Origin of the sequence: Streptomyces paromomycinus (assembly GCF_003865155.1) — a bacterium.
Classification (GTDB): Bacteria; Actinomycetota; Actinomycetes; order Streptomycetales; family Streptomycetaceae; genus Streptomyces; species Streptomyces chrestomyceticus.
This window is the reverse complement of sequence record NZ_BHZD01000001.1, coordinates 2,886,635-2,900,710: the sequence shown is the minus strand read 5'-3', so window position 1 is coordinate 2,900,710 and position 14,076 is coordinate 2,886,635. Positions and strand designations below refer to the sequence as shown.

General features: G+C 72.3%; 11 protein-coding genes. 9 read left to right on the top strand and 2 right to left on the bottom strand.

The window, feature by feature from the left end; translation table 11 throughout:
* Positions 1-197 precede the first annotated feature (197 nt).
* From OEIGOIKO_RS11595 to OEIGOIKO_RS11585, 3 genes are all read left to right on the top strand, one after another.
* Positions 198-1,574, top strand: coding sequence for a sensor histidine kinase (locus OEIGOIKO_RS11595; protein ID WP_125058640.1), 1,377 nt, complete (start codon positions 198-200; stop codon positions 1,572-1,574).
* The gene (locus OEIGOIKO_RS11590) at positions 1,549-2,235 is read left to right on the top strand and encodes a response regulator (protein WP_174857153.1); all 687 of its coding nucleotides are present in this window, start codon (positions 1,549-1,551) and stop codon (positions 2,233-2,235) included. The genes OEIGOIKO_RS11595 and OEIGOIKO_RS11590 overlap by 26 nt, the downstream gene beginning before the upstream one ends.
* Before the next feature lie 306 nt (positions 2,236-2,541).
* On the top strand, positions 2,542-4,461 hold the full coding sequence (locus OEIGOIKO_RS11585; RefSeq protein WP_125053974.1) for an acyl-CoA dehydrogenase family protein: 1,920 nt from the start codon (positions 2,542-2,544) through the stop codon (positions 4,459-4,461).
* A 106-nt stretch (positions 4,462-4,567) separates the two neighbouring features.
* Here OEIGOIKO_RS11585 and OEIGOIKO_RS11580 read toward each other — a convergent pair whose 3' ends face one another.
* Positions 4,568-5,395, bottom strand: coding sequence for a S1 family peptidase (locus tag OEIGOIKO_RS11580; protein WP_125053973.1), 828 nt, complete (start codon positions 5,393-5,395; stop codon positions 4,568-4,570).
* A 226-nt stretch (positions 5,396-5,621) separates the two neighbouring features.
* On the opposite strand from OEIGOIKO_RS11580, the gene dxr reads away from it, so the two are divergent.
* From dxr to OEIGOIKO_RS11550, 6 genes are all read left to right on the top strand, one after another.
* Entirely contained in the window at positions 5,622-6,893 is a 1,272-nt protein-coding gene (gene dxr, locus OEIGOIKO_RS11575; protein WP_125053972.1) for a 1-deoxy-D-xylulose-5-phosphate reductoisomerase, read from the top strand.
* Positions 6,890-8,191: a M50 family metallopeptidase gene (locus tag OEIGOIKO_RS11570; RefSeq protein WP_125053971.1), complete on the top strand. Its 1,302-nt coding sequence runs from the start codon at positions 6,890-6,892 to the stop codon at positions 8,189-8,191. The genes dxr and OEIGOIKO_RS11570 overlap by 4 nt, the downstream gene beginning before the upstream one ends.
* Before the next feature lie 191 nt (positions 8,192-8,382).
* Entirely contained in the window at positions 8,383-9,540 is a 1,158-nt protein-coding gene (gene ispG, locus OEIGOIKO_RS11565; RefSeq protein ID WP_125053970.1) for a flavodoxin-dependent (E)-4-hydroxy-3-methylbut-2-enyl-diphosphate synthase, read from the top strand.
* Positions 9,541-9,746: 206 nt separating this feature from the next.
* Entirely contained in the window at positions 9,747-10,592 is an 846-nt protein-coding gene (locus OEIGOIKO_RS11560; protein ID WP_125053969.1) for a GNAT family N-acetyltransferase, read from the top strand.
* Between the two features lie 76 nt (positions 10,593-10,668).
* Positions 10,669-11,202 (top strand): GNAT family N-acetyltransferase, encoded by a 534-nt coding sequence (locus OEIGOIKO_RS11555; RefSeq protein WP_125044695.1) that lies wholly within the window; start codon positions 10,669-10,671, stop codon positions 11,200-11,202.
* 141 nt (positions 11,203-11,343) lie between these two features.
* Complete coding sequence (locus OEIGOIKO_RS11550) at positions 11,344-13,044, top strand: proline--tRNA ligase (protein ID WP_125053968.1); 1,701 nt, start codon at positions 11,344-11,346, stop codon at positions 13,042-13,044.
* 78 nt (positions 13,045-13,122) lie between these two features.
* Here OEIGOIKO_RS11550 and OEIGOIKO_RS11545 read toward each other — a convergent pair whose 3' ends face one another.
* Entirely contained in the window at positions 13,123-14,040 is a 918-nt protein-coding gene (locus OEIGOIKO_RS11545) for an aminoglycoside phosphotransferase family protein (protein ID WP_125053967.1), read from the bottom strand.
* Between the last annotated feature and the right edge of the window lie 36 nt (positions 14,041-14,076).

Genomic DNA, 14,076 nt, shown 5'->3' with positions numbered 1-14,076 from the left:
CCCGTGCCCCCGCACTCTTGTGGCGGTACGGCGACCGTACGCGCCCGCCGCCCGCCGGGGCGTCCCGTCACAGGTGGAAAACCGGGTGTGACTTCCGCGGTACGGGCCGCCCGGACGTACGACTTCCGCGGTATCCGTACGGCCTCCACCGGGCCGACGACCCGCCGTGCGCGCCGGGTTACGCTGCGGGCGTGCGCATGGGCGGGGTGGCCGGGGAGGTGCGACGGCGGGTACGGAGAGTGCCGCCGCTGACCCTCGACGCGGGCATCGCGGCCGGCTTCGCCACCGTCTCGCTGCTGCTCGGCCACGACAGCGTACCGGCCGGCTGGGAGCGCCTGGACGGTCTCGGCTCCGCGCTGACGTGCCTGATCAACCTGCTGGTCGTGGCCCGCAGGCAGGCCCCCGTCACCGTGTGCCTGACCGTCTTCCTGCTGTGGGGCGGCTACATCGCGCTGGACTACTGGCCCGTCGTCAACAGCCTCGCCGGCCTGATGGCCCTCTACACCGTCGCCGCCCACCGCCCGCCACGCGTCGCCGCCGGCTGCTCGGTCCTGCTGGCCGTGCTCTGGAACTTCGCCGGTCTGACGGGCGAGGAGAGCTCGTGGGCCACCACACTCGGCCAGAGCGTGCTGTACCCGGTGATCCTGTGCTGGTTCGGCAACGTCGCCCGGACCTCCGCCGAACGCAACGTCCGGCTCGCCGAGATGGCCGGACAGCTCCGCCGCGAGCAGGAGGAGAACGCCCGGCGCGCGGTCGCCGAGGAACGGGTGCGCATCGCCCGGGAGCTGCACGACGTGGTCGCCCACCACATGTCCGTGATCTCCGTGCAGGCCGGACTGGCCGGATATGTCTTCACCTCCGACCCGGACACCGCCCGCCGCGCCCTGGGCACCATCGCCGGGACGAGCGGCGAGGCCCTGGAGGAGATGCGGCGGCTGCTCGCCGTACTCCGGGTGGACCCGCGGGAGATGGCGGGCGGACCGGCCGCCGTGGACCGCCGGGAGACGGGCGAGGGCGAGACGGCCGACGCCTACGAACCGGCGCCCGGCCTCGACCGGATCGGTACGGTCGTCGCCCGGGTACGGGCCGCCGGGCTGCCGGTCGCCCTGCGGACGACGGGGACGCGGCGGCCGTACCCGCCGGGACTGGAACAGTGCGCCTACCGCGTCGTCCAGGAGGCCCTGACCAACGCCCTCAAGCACGCCGGGGCCGCCCGCGTCGACGTGCGGATCGACCACGGCGCCGACCGTCTCACGGTCGAGGTGCGCGACGACGGCGGCGCCTCCGGCCCGCCCGGCGCGCCCGGCCCGCACGTCCCGCCCCGCGGAGCCGCGGCCCCACCGCCGGCCCCGCCGACCCCCTACGCACCGCCGGCATCCGGCCAACTCTCCACCGGACACGGGTTGATAGGGATGCGTGAGCGGGCCAGGATTTACGGCGGCAGTCTGCGCGCCGGTCCTGTTCCGGGCGGCGGCTTCCAGGTGCTGCTCACCCTGCCCGTCCATCCAGCGGCGGGCCCGGCACCGCCGCGGAAAGGGACGACAGAGCATGATCAGGGTGCTGGTGGCCGATGACCAGGTCCTCATCCGGGCCGGCGTGGCCGCCCTGCTGCGGGCCGCGCCCGACATCGAGGTGGTCGGCGAGGCGTCGGACGGCGAGGAAGCGGTCCGGCTGGCCGCCGAACACCGCCCCGACGTGATCCTCATGGACATCCGGATGCCCGGGGTCAGCGGCATCGCGGCCACCGAACGCATCCTGCGGGCCGCCGCCGAGTCCGGCGGGCAGGCCCCGCACGTCGTGGTGCTCACCACCTTCGACCTGGACGAGTACGTCTACGCCGCGCTGCGCGCCGGAGCCAGCGGCTTCCTCCTCAAGGACACTCCGCCGCAGCGGCTGCTCTCGGCCATCGCCACCGTCGCGGGCGGCGACATGCTCTTCGCGCCGAGCGTGACCCGCCGGCTGGTGGAGGCGTACGCCCAGCGGCTGGACGAGCCCGCCCCGGAGGCCGCCGACGGGCCGGAGTCCCTCCAGGCGCTCACCGCCCGCGAACGGGAGGTGCTGCGGCACACCGCCAAGGGCCTGTCCAACCCGGAGATCGCGGCCCGGCTGGTCATCAGCGAGGCCACCGTCAAGACCCATCTGAACCGCACGATGGCCAAGCTGGGGCTGTGCAGCCGGGCCCAGGCGGTGGTGCTGGCGTACGAGACGGGGCTGGTCACGCCGGGCGCCCGCTGACGGCCGGGACACCGCGGGCGCCGCCGCCCACCCGTCTCCCGCCTGCCTGCGGACGGGCTCGATCCGGACGGCGGCGCTCACCCGTCCGCCCCCGCCGGTGCCGCGAAGTCTGGTGCAAGTCGAACGGAACGGGTAGAGACTCACAAGTAGCACTGACCGGTAGCCGGACGGCCGCGGGACACCGTACGCCTGCCCGCTCGGCGCGGCACCGCACGGAACGCCGGATTCCGTGCCTGCCGACCGCACGGTCCCCGGTGGACCGCCGACCCACTCCGAGACCCGACTCCGCGGCGAGGTGAGCCCCTCATGACCGCTCCATCCACCCGCAATGTGTCCGAGCGCGAGGCCCGGCAGGTCGCCGAGGCCGCCCGGGAGCAGGACTGGCGCAAGCCCAGCTTCGCCAAGGAACTGTTCCTGGGCCGCTTCCGGCTCGACCTCATCCATCCGCACCCCACCCCCGCCGACGAGGACGCCCAGCGCGGTGAGGAGTTCCTCGCCAAGCTCCGCGACTTCTGCGAGACGAAGATCGACGGCGCCCGGATCGAACGTGAGGCGCAGATCCCGGACGAGACCATCGACGGTCTCAAGGAGATCGGCGCCCTCGGCATGAAGATCGACACGAAGTACGGCGGCCTGGGCCTCACCCAGGTCTACTACAACAAGGCGCTCGCCCTCGTCGGCTCCGCCAACCCGGCCATCGGCGCGCTGCTCTCCGCGCATCAGTCGATCGGCGTACCGCAGCCGCTGAAACAGTTCGGCACCCAGGAGCAGAAGGACGTCTTCCTGCCGCGCTGCGCCCGTACGGACATCACCGCGTTCCTGCTCACCGAGCCCGACGTCGGATCCGACCCGGCCCGGCTGGCGACCACCGCGGTTCCCGACGGCGAGGACTACGTACTCGACGGTGTGAAGCTGTGGACCACCAACGGCGTCGTCGCCGACCTCCTGGTCGTCATGGCGCGCGTACCGAAGAGCGAGGGCCACAAGGGCGGCATCACCGCCTTCGTCGTCGAGGCCGCCGCCGAGGGCGTCACCGTCGAGAACCGCAACGCCTTCATGGGCCTGCGCGGCATCGAGAACGGCGTCACCCGCTTCCACCGCGTACGGGTGCCCGCCGCCAACCGCATCGGGCCCGAGGGCGCCGGCCTGAAGATCGCGCTGACCACGCTCAACACCGGCCGCCTCTCGCTGCCCGCCATGTGCGTCGGCGCCGGCAAGTGGTGTCTGAAGATCGCCCGCGAGTGGTCGGCCGCCCGCGAGCAGTGGGGCAAGCCGATCGCGAAGCACGAGGCGGTCGGCGCCAAGATCTCCTTCATCGCGGCCACCACCTTCGCCCTGGAGGCCGTCGTCGACCTCGCCTCCCAGATGGCCGACGAGGACCGCAACGACATCCGCATCGAGGCCGCGCTGGCCAAGCTGTACGGCTCCGAGATGGGCTGTCTGATGGCCGACGAACTCGTCCAGATCCGCGGCGGCCGCGGCTTCGAGACCGCCGCCTCGCTCGCCGCCCGCGGGGAGCGCGCCGTGCCCGCCGAGCAGATCCTGCGCGACCTGCGCATCAACCGGATCTTCGAGGGCTCCACCGAGATCATGCACCTGCTCATCGCCCGCGAGGCGGTGGACGCCCACCTGTCCGTGGCCGGTGACCTCATCGACCCCGAGAAGTCCCTGTCCGACAAGGGCAAGGCCGCCGCCAAGGCCGGCACGTTCTACGCCCGCTGGCTGCCCAAGCTGGTCGCGGGCCCCGGCCAGCTGCCCCGGACGTACGCGGAGTTCGGCGACCTGGCCGGGCACCTGCGGTACGTGGAGCGCGCCGCCCGCAAGCTGGCCAGGTCCACCTTCTACGCCATGTCCCGCTGGCAGGGCCGGATGGAGACCAAGCAGGGCTTCCTCGGGCGGATCGTGGACATCGGCGCCGAACTGTTCGCCATGAGCGCGGCCGTCGTACGCGCCGAGCACCTGCGCGCCACCGACGACCACGGCCGCGAGGCGCACCAGCTCGCCGACGCGTTCTGCCGGCAGGCCCGCATCCGCGTCGACGAACTCTTCGGCCGGCTGTGGACCAACACCGACGACCTGGACCGCAAGGTCGTCTCCGGCGTGCTGACCGGCACCTACACCTGGCTGGAGGAAGGCGTCGTGGACCCGAGCGGCGACGGCCCCTGGATCGCCGACGCGACTCCCGGACCGACGGCGAAGGAGAACGTCCACCGGCCGATCCGCTGACCCGGGCGGGGCGCGCTTCCCCCGGGCTCCTTGAGGAACTGCCAGGTGAAGCGCGCCGCCGCGAAGTTCCGCGCGGTCGGCACCGGGGGGGCGGGACCGGGCCCGGTCAGCCGTTGCGGCTCATCGCCTTGCGGATCCAGCCCGCGTAGGCGGGCGCGCTGGTGTAGAGCCCCGGGCCCTCGCTGCACCGTACGCCCGGGGCGCCCGGCCCCGAGGTGACGCCGATGAGCTCCCAGCGTCCCTTCCGGTCCCGCCGGATCTGGGGGCCGCCCGAGTCGCCGTGGCACGCCATGGCCTTCGGCACCCGGCTGATCGTGCACAGACGGGTGCTGTTCGCATAGCCCGGCGCGCACTCGGAGACCGCTCCCCGGCGTGTTTCGAGCTCCTGGAGCCGGTCGGGGAAGACCGCCTCGGCGGGGTCGGAGGCGGTGTCTTCGATCCTGCCGAAGCCCAGGATCCGGGTCGGAGTGCCGGGCCGCCCCGGCTTGTCGGCGATGCGGACGGGCTTTTCCGAGACCGGGCGGTTCAGGCGGATCAGCGCGATGTCGTCGCGGTTGGCGACGACGTTCTCGCCGTTCTTGTAGCCCGGGTGGGACACCGTCTTCGCGATGGACCGGACCGTGCCCCCGGACTTCTTCCAGCCACTGCCGATCCGGACGGTGCCGTCCAGGGTGACGAGCGTCGGGTCCACGCAGTGCGCCGCGGTGAGCACCCACTTCGAGCCGATCAGAGATCCGCCGCAGACCCCCTTGAACGTGGGGTCGTCCACACCCGTCACCGGGATCGACACCATGAACGGGTAGCGCTGCGTCGCGTCCTTGCCGTTGACGACGGCTTCGGCGCTGCCGGACATCATGGCGGCGCAGGCCGCGCCCGCCAGGGCCACCGCGGTGGTGCGCGCCACGGTGCGGCGCGAGGGCTTCAGACTGAACACTGGGTCTCCGATCGGACGAACGTCTGCGACCTGTTCAGCCTCCGCGGTGAAGCGGAGCCGATCCATCCGGTCAGCCGGTCTGTCCGGGGTTCGCCCAGGTGGCCCGCCCAGGGTGGGGAAAACCCCAGGCCGACACGGACCGCGTCCGGACGCGCGACGACCGTCCGCGGCCACCGGCGATCCCCTGCGGCTCACCGCACCGCCCGGACCGGCGACAATGGTCCCCATGACGGACACCCTCGCTGACCCGCATCTGCGCTTCACCCCCGCCCCGCTCACCGGCGGCGGCGACGGGCCGCGCGACATCGTGATCCTCGGCTCGACCGGTTCGATCGGCACCCAGGCCGTCGACCTGGTGCTGCGCAACCCCGACCGGTTCCGGGTCACCGCGCTGTCCGCGGCCGGCGGCCGGGTGGCGCTGCTGGCCGAGCAGGCGCACCTGCTGCGGGTCCGTACGGTGGCGGTGTCCCGCGAGGACGTGGTGCCGGAGCTGCGCGAGGCGCTGTCCGCCCGGTACGGGGCGGGGGAGCCGCTGCCGGAGATCGTCGCCGGGCCCGGCGCGGCCGCCGAGCTGGCCGCGTCCCCCTGCCACACCGTGCTCAACGGCATCACCGGTTCCATCGGCCTCGCGCCCACCCTCGCCGCCCTGGAGGCGGGCCGCGCGCTGGCGCTCGCCAACAAGGAGTCGCTGATCGTCGGCGGCCCGCTGGTGAAGGCCGCGGCCCGCCCCGGCCAGATCGTGCCCGTCGACTCCGAGCACTCCGCCCTCTTCCAGGGCCTGCTGGGCGGCCCCCGCAAGGAGGTGCGCAAGCTGGTCGTCACCGCCTCCGGGGGGCCGTTCCGGGGCCGTACGAAGCAGGAGCTGGCGTCCGTCACGCCGGAGCAGGCGCTCGCCCACCCCACCTGGGCGATGGGCCCGGTCATCACGGTCAACTCCGCCACCCTCGTCAACAAGGGGCTGGAGGTCATCGAGGCGCATCTGCTGTACGACGTGCCGTTCGACCGGATCGAGGTCGTCGTCCATCCGCAGTCCTACATCCACTCGATGGTGGAGTTCACCGACGGCTCCACCCTGGCCCAGGCCAGTCCGCCGGACATGCGGATGCCGATCGCCCTGGGCATCGGCTGGCCGGACCGGGTGCCGGACGCCGCCCCCGGCGTCGACTGGACCGAGGCGCACCGGTGGGACTTCCTGCCGCTGGACACCGAGGCGTTCCCGTCCGTGCCGCTGGCCTGCCACGTCGGCGATCTGGGCGGCACCGCGCCGGCCGTCTTCAACGCCGCCAACGAGGAATGCGTCGACGCGTTCTTGCAGGGCGGGCTGCCGTTCACAGGAATTGTCGATACGGTCGCCGAGGTGGTCGCGGAGCACGGTACGCCGGCCAGGGGAACCTCCCTGTCGGTCGCGGACGTCTTGCAGGCGGAAACCTGGGCGCGCGCCCGCGCCCGTGAGCTGGCCGCCCGAGCGGCCCGTACGACATCGGAGGCTCGCGCATGACGACATGGATGACCGTTCTGGGCATAGTCGTCTTCGTCGTCGGCCTGCTCTTCTCCATTGCCTGGCACGAGCTGGGACACCTGTCCACGGCCAAGATGTTCGGCATCCGGGTGCCGCAGTACATGGTGGGCTTCGGGCCGACGCTCTTCTCGCGCCGCAAGGGCGACACCGAGTACGGCATCAAGGCCATACCGCTCGGCGGCTACATCCGCATGATCGGGATGTTCCCGCCGGGGGAGGACGGCGCCATAAGCGCCCGGTCCACCTCCCCCTGGCGCGGCATGATCGAGGACGCCCGTTCGGCCGCCTTCGAGGAGCTGCAGCCGGGCGACGACAAGCGGCTGTTCTACACGCGCAAGCCCTGGAAGCGCGTCATCGTGATGTTCGCCGGGCCGTTCATGAACCTGATCCTCGCGGTCGTGATCTTCATGAGCGTGCTGATGGGCTTCGGCATCAACACCCAGACCACCCAGGTCGGCTCGGTCTCGGACTGCGTGATAGCGGCCTCCGCCAAGACCGACAAGTGCACGGCCGGCGCCAAGGACTCCCCGGCCAAGGCCGCGGGCCTGCGGGCCGGCGACAAGATCGTGGACTTCGACGGCAAGCCCGTCCCGGACTGGGCCACCCTCCAGCAGCGCATCCGGGACACCACGGGCCCGGCGACGATCACCGTCGAGCGGGACGGCGAGCGGCAGCAGCTGCACGCGAACCTGATCGAGAACAAGGTCGCCAAGACCGACGGCAACGGCGCGTACGTGCCGGGCGAGTACGTCACCGCGGGCTTCCTCGGCTTCACCCCGGCCACCGGCATCGTCCCGCAGACCTTCGGCCAGTCCGTGGACCGCATGGGCAGCATGGTCGAGCAGGGAGTCCAGTCGCTGGTCCACCTGCCCGCCAAGGTCCCCGACCTGTGGGACGCCGCCTTCAACGGCGGGGAGCGCAAGCAGGACTCCCCGATGGGCGTGGTCGGCGCGGCCCGGGTCGGCGGCGAGGTCTTCTCGCTGGACATCCCGCCGGAGCAGCGGGTGGCGACCATGCTCTTCCTGGTCGCCGGGTTCAACCTGTCGCTGTTCCTGTTCAACATGCTGCCGCTGCTGCCGCTGGACGGCGGGCACATCGCGGGTGCGCTGTGGGAGTCGGTCCGCCGGGCCTTCGCCCGCGTCTTCCGCCGCCCCGACCCCGGCCCCTTCGACGTGGCCAAGCTCATGCCGGTCGCCTACGTGGTCGCCGGGATCTTCATCTGCTTCACGCTGCTGGTGCTGGTGGCGGACGTGGTGAATCCGGTGAAGCTGACCTAGGTACCGGGGCGCTGCCCGGTCCGGTAAGCGCCCAAACCGCGCACATGGGTGCTCCTGTGCCCCCCAACGGGGGGCAGGAGGGGATCGATGTGCCCACGGCAACCCTCGTGCCGTAATCTCGAAGGCCGGAGCCCGCCGATCTCGGGATCCGATCTCGGGACCTAGATCCACACCTTGGGGTTGCTCGCCAGATGACTGCCATTTCACTGGGAATGCCGGACGTACCGACCAAGCTGGCCGACCGCCGGGTCAGCCGCAAGATCCAGGTCGGACCGGTCGCCGTGGGCGGGGACGCACCGGTCTCGGTGCAGTCGATGACGACCACGCGGACGTCCGACATCGGCGCCACGCTCCAGCAGATCGCCGAGCTGACCGCGTCCGGCTGCCAGATCGTCCGGGTCGCCTGCCCGACCCAGGACGACGCCGACGCGCTGCCGGTCATCGCCCGCAAGTCGCAGATCCCGGTCATCGCGGACATCCACTTCCAGCCGAAGTACGTGTTCGCCGCGATCGACGCCGGCTGCGCCGCGGTCCGGGTCAACCCGGGCAACATCAAGCAGTTCGACGACAAGGTCAAGGAGATCGCCAAGGCGGCCTCCGACGCGGGAACCCCGATCCGGATCGGGGTGAACGCGGGCTCGCTCGACCGCCGCCTGCTCCAGAAGTACGGCAAGGCGACGCCCGAGGCGCTGGTGGAGTCGGCGCTGTGGGAGTGCTCGCTGTTCGAGGAGCACGGTTTCCGGGACATCAAGATCTCGGTGAAGCACAACGACCCGGTCGTGATGGTCAACGCGTACCGGCAGCTGGCCGCGCAGTGCGACTACCCGCTGCACCTGGGGGTGACCGAGGCCGGCCCGGCGTTCCAGGGCACCATCAAGTCCGCCGTCGCCTTCGGCGCGCTGCTGTCCGAGGGCATCGGCGACACGATCCGGGTCTCGCTGTCGGCGCCGCCGGCCGAGGAGGTCAAGGTCGGGCTGCAGATCCTGGAGTCGCTGAACCTGCGTCCGCGCCGTCTGGAGATCGTCTCCTGCCCGTCGTGCGGCCGGGCCCAGGTGGACGTCTACAAGCTGGCCGACGAGGTGACCGCGGGCCTGGAGGGCATGGAGGTGCCGCTGCGCGTCGCGGTCATGGGCTGCGTCGTCAACGGCCCCGGCGAGGCCCGTGAGGCCGACCTGGGAGTGGCCTCCGGCAACGGCAAGGGCCAGATCTTCGTCAAGGGCGAGGTCATCAAGACGGTGCCCGAGTCGAAGATCGTCGAGACCCTCATCGAAGAGGCCATGAAGATCGCCGAGCAGATGGAGAAGGACGGCGTGGCCTCCGGCGAGCCCACCATCGCCGTCGCCGGCTGACCGCCCCGGCCCTCCCGTACGGCCCCCGGCGCCCAGCGCGCCCCACGAGCCCCGCCACCGGGCCACACCGGTGGCGGGGCTCGTGCGTGAACCGCGCCAGGTGCGGTACCCGCAGCAGATCCGCTGCCCGGCCGCCGGGGAGGTAAAGTTCCAGGACCTGCAGTTGCCTGGCCTCCCAGGCCCGTAAAGGTGAGGCTTTCCGACACGTGCTGACGACCACGACCACCAAGGTTCTGGAGCCCGGGGAGCTCGACGCCGCACTGGCGGTACTGGACCGCGACCCCGTCGCCAACGCCTTCGTCGCCGCCCGCGTCCAGGTCGCCGGGCTGGATCCCTGGCGGCTCGGCGGCGAGATGTGGGGCTGGTACGCGGACGGCCGCCTGGAGTCGCTGTGCTACGCGGGCGCCAACCTCGTCCCCGTCTGCGCCACCCCCGAAGCGGTACGCGGCTTCGCCGAGCGGGCCCGCCGCCAGGGCCGGCGCTGCTCCTCGATCGTCGGCCCGGCCGGGCCCACCGCCGAGCTGTGGTCCCTGCTGGAGCCCGCCTGGGGCCCGGCCCGCGAGGTGCGTGCGAACCAGCCGCTGATGGTCACGTCGGCCTTCGCCACCGAGGTCGAGCCCGACCCGTACGTACGGCGCATCGGCAAGCACGAGATGGACGTGATCATGCCCGCGTGCGTGGCGATGTTCACCGAGGAGGTCGGCATCTCGCCGCTGGCCGGCGACGGCGGGCTGCTCTACCAGGCGCGCGTCGCCGAGCTGGTCGGCGCCGGGCGGTCCTTCGCCCGCATCGACGACGGCAAGGTGGTCTTCAAGGCCGAGATCGGCGCCGCCACCCAGCGGGCCTGCCAGATCCAGGGCGTCTGGGTCGCCCCCGAGTTCCGCGGCAAGGGCCTCTCGGAGACCGGCATGGCGGCCGTGCTGCGCTATGCGCTCACCGAGGTCGCCCCCGTCGCCTCGCTCTACGTGAACGACTTCAACACGGCGGCGCGGGCCGCGTACCGGCGGGTGGGCTTCGAGGAGACCGGGGCCTTCATGAGCGTGCTGTTCTAGCCACCGGCGTCCCACCGCCCGCACAGGGCCCGCCGGCCGATCGTCTTACGGCCCGGTGCCTTGTACGCTCCCGACCATGGATGACGTCGCGGTCGGCCCCCTGGATCTCGCCGTCCGTGTGGACGACGCGCTCGCCGTGCAGGCACTGGCGTTCGGACTGACCGACGACGAGATCGGCGTCCGCCGCCACATCGTCCTGCGGCACCTGACCAGCCCCGGGGCCCGTGCCCTCGGGGCCACCACGCCCGGCGGGCGGCTGGTCGGCTTCGTCTACGGGATGCCCAACAGCCGGACGCACTGGTGGTCCACGGTCGTCGAGCCGTACCTGCGCCACCAGGACCGGGACCACTGGCTCGACGACTCCTTCGTGATCACCGAGCTGCATGTGCTGCCCGCCTTCCAGAACCGGCGCATCGGCCGCGAACTGATCACCCGCATCACCGACGAGGCGGCCGAACCCCGCAGCATCCTGTCCGCCATCGACACCGACAGCCCCGCCCGCGGCCTGTACCGCTCCCTGGGCTACCAGGATTTGGCCCGCCGCGTGCTGTTCCCGAGCGCCCCGCTGCCGTACGCGGTGATGGGCGCGCCCCTGCCGCTCAAACGCTGACCGGACGGGACCGGGCGCGAGGCGGATACGGGGCGCACGCGGGACGAATGCGGGCCCGATGCGGGGCGGATCCCATTTCCGTGGGGCGCGTCCCTCCGGATAACCTCGCGGAAGTCACCTTTCTTACGCAGGAGAATCACCATGGCCCAGGTCCAGCGCATGTCCCGGTTGATGATCAAGACGCTGCGCGACGACCCGGCCGACGCCGAGACCGCCAGCCACAAGCTGCTCGTGCGCGCCGGCTACGTCCGCCGCACCGCCGCCGGCATCTGGACCTGGCTGCCGCTGGGCAAGAAGGTGCTGGAGAACGTGTCGCGCGTCATCCGCGAGGAGATGGACGCGATCGGCGCGCAGGAGGTGCTGCTGCCGGCCCTGCTGCCCAAGGAGCCGTACGAGGCCACCGGCCGCTGGGAGGAGTACGGCGACCAGCTGTTCCGGCTCCAGGACAGGAAGGGCGCCGACTACCTCCTCGGGCCGACCCATGAGGAGATCTTCACCCTCATGGTCAAGGACCAGTGCACGTCCTACAAGGACCTGCCGGTGATGCTCTACCAGATCCAGACCAAGTACCGCGACGAGGCCCGCCCGCGCTCCGGTGTGCTGCGTGGCCGCGAGTTCCAGATGAAGGACTCGTACAGCTTCGACACCACCGACGAGGGCCTGGAGGAGTCGTACCGCCTGCACCGCGAGGCGTACCAGAAGATCTTCCAGCGGCTGGGCCTGGACTACCGCATCGTCTCCGCCGTCTCCGGCGCGATGGGCGGCTCCGCCTCCGAGGAGTTCCTGGCCCCCGCCGCGGCCGGCGAGGACACCTTCGTGGACTGCCCGGCCTGCGATTACGCGGCCAACACCGAGGCTGTCACGGTCAAGGTCGAGCCCTCGGACGCCTCCGGCGTCGGTGCGCTGGAGGAGCTGGACACCCCCGATACCCCGACCATCGAGACGCTGGCCGAGCACCTGGGCGTACCGGCCTCCGCCACGCTGAAGAACCTGCTGGTCAAGGTCGACGGCGAGATCGTCGCGGTGGGCGTGCCCGGCGACCGCGAGGTGGACCTCGGCAAGCTCGGCGAGCACCTGGCCCCGGCCACGGTCGAGCTGGTCACCGCCGAGGACTTCACCGGCCGCGACGACCTGGTCCGCGGCTACGTCGGCCCGCAGGGCCTGGCCGGCAAGTCCTTCAAGTACCTCGCGGACCCGCGGGTCGCCCCCGGCACCGCCTGGATCACCGGCGCCAACAAGGACGGCAAGCACGCGCGCAACGTCGTCGCGGGCCGTGACTTCGAGGTCGACCAGTACCTGGACGTCGTCGTGGTCGAGCCGGGCGACCCCTGCCCCAGCTGCGGCGCGGGCCTGCGCATCGACCGCGCGATCGAGATCGGCCACATCTTCCAGCTCGGCCGCAAGTACGCGGACGCCTTCCAGCTGGACGTGCTCGGCCAGAACGGCAAGCCCGCGCGCGTCACGATGGGCTCGTACGGCATCGGCGTCTCGCGCGCCGTCGCGGCCCTCGCCGAGCAGACCTTCGACGAGTCCGGCCTGTGCTGGCCGCGTGAGATCGCCCCGGCCGACGTGCACGTGGTCGCCGCGGGCAAGGCCAAGCAGACCGAGCTGGCCCTGGAGGTCGGCGACAAGCTGGGCGCCGCGGGCCTGCGCGTCCTGGTGGACGACCGGGCGGGCGTCTCGCCGGGTGTGAAGTTCACCGACGCCGAGCTGCTGGGCATTCCGAAGATCCTGGTCGCGGGCCGCCGCGCGGCCGAGGGCGTGGTCGAGCTGAAGGACCGCCGTACGGGCGAGCGCGAGGAGCTGACGGTCGAGGAGGCCGTGGCCCGGCTGAGCGCCTGACACCGTCTGCCAGGGGCTGGGCGGGACCGGAGAACCGGTTCCGCCCAGCCCCTGTCCGTCTCTACGGCAGGGGCGCCTCTACAACCACGTGGCGAACTCCAGCAACAGCTCACCGCGCTGCACATCGCCGCCCGTCGTCGTCATCTCGCGCACGCCCGAGTCCACCGCCCGGTACAGCGTCCAACTGCGCAGCCGGTCGCGGTCCACGTCCAGGGAGTCCGCCAGCTTGGCCACCCGGCGCCGGGCCGCCGAGGCCGCTCCGGAGCCGGCCGCCAGGTCCTCGAAGCGGTCCAGCACCAGCCAGGCCAGGTCGTACGCCCGCTCGCCGACCACCGGCGACGGGCCGACCGCCAGCCACGGCGTCCGTTCCCCGGCCAGCACCTTGCCCTGCCGGAAAGCGCCGTGCAGCAGGACGTCCTCGGGGGCGTCGGCCGGCAGCGCGCGGCGCAGCTCCAGACTCTCGTCCAGCAGCGGCCCCACGGCCGGGGTCGCTGCCCCGAGGGCGCGCAGCTCGTCGACGGCCTCTTCCGCACGGCCCGCCAGGGACGCGAACGGGTGGCCGTCGGCCGGGGACACCCACAGCCGCCGTACCGTGCCGGCCGCCTCCAGCAGCGCCTTCGCCTCCGGCAGCGAGCGCAGGGACACCGCGCCCTGCAAACGCTCCAGGAGCAGCGCACCGCTGTCCGCGTCGGCGCGCAGCAGCCGTGCCGCGCCCCAGCCGTCCCATTGCGCCAGCGCCGCGCCCTCGTGCGCCGGCGCACGGCCGGGGGCCGGGAACTTCAACGCGGCCGGTGTGCCGTCGGCCTGCCGCACGTACACGAGCAGGCTGCTGCGGCCACCCGGCTCGTGCACCCGCTCCGGCGTCAACTCCCAGGCTTCGAGGCGCTGTCGCACCATGGCGGGCAGCGCTTCCAGCCAGGCACCGGCCGGGCCGTCCGGATCGCCGCCGAGCGCGCTCACCAGCCGTCGCGGCGGTTCGATGGGTGCCGTAGCCATGCCTGTGCTGTCCCTTTCGGTGGACGTTCGGTGACC

Excerpts from the sequence above, each read along its gene's own strand:
- OEIGOIKO_RS11595 (WP_125058640.1), top strand. The coding sequence starts at position 198 with ATGGGCGGGGTGGCCGGGGAGGTGCGACGGCGGGTACGGAGAGTGCCG.
- OEIGOIKO_RS11590 (WP_174857153.1), top strand. The coding sequence starts at position 1,549 with ATGATCAGGGTGCTGGTGGCCGATGACCAGGTCCTCATCCGGGCCGGC.
- OEIGOIKO_RS11585 (WP_125053974.1), top strand. The coding sequence starts at position 2,542 with ATGACCGCTCCATCCACCCGCAATGTGTCCGAGCGCGAGGCCCGGCAG.
- dxr (WP_125053972.1), top strand. The coding sequence starts at position 5,622 with ATGACGGACACCCTCGCTGACCCGCATCTGCGCTTCACCCCCGCCCCG.
- OEIGOIKO_RS11570 (WP_125053971.1), top strand. The coding sequence starts at position 6,890 with ATGACGACATGGATGACCGTTCTGGGCATAGTCGTCTTCGTCGTCGGC.
- ispG (WP_125053970.1), top strand. The coding sequence starts at position 8,383 with ATGACTGCCATTTCACTGGGAATGCCGGACGTACCGACCAAGCTGGCC.
- OEIGOIKO_RS11555 (WP_125044695.1), top strand. The coding sequence starts at position 10,669 with ATGGATGACGTCGCGGTCGGCCCCCTGGATCTCGCCGTCCGTGTGGAC.
- OEIGOIKO_RS11550 (WP_125053968.1), top strand. The coding sequence starts at position 11,344 with ATGGCCCAGGTCCAGCGCATGTCCCGGTTGATGATCAAGACGCTGCGC.
- OEIGOIKO_RS11545 (WP_125053967.1), bottom strand. The coding sequence starts at position 14,040 with ATGGCTACGGCACCCATCGAACCGCCGCGACGGCTGGTGAGCGCGCTC.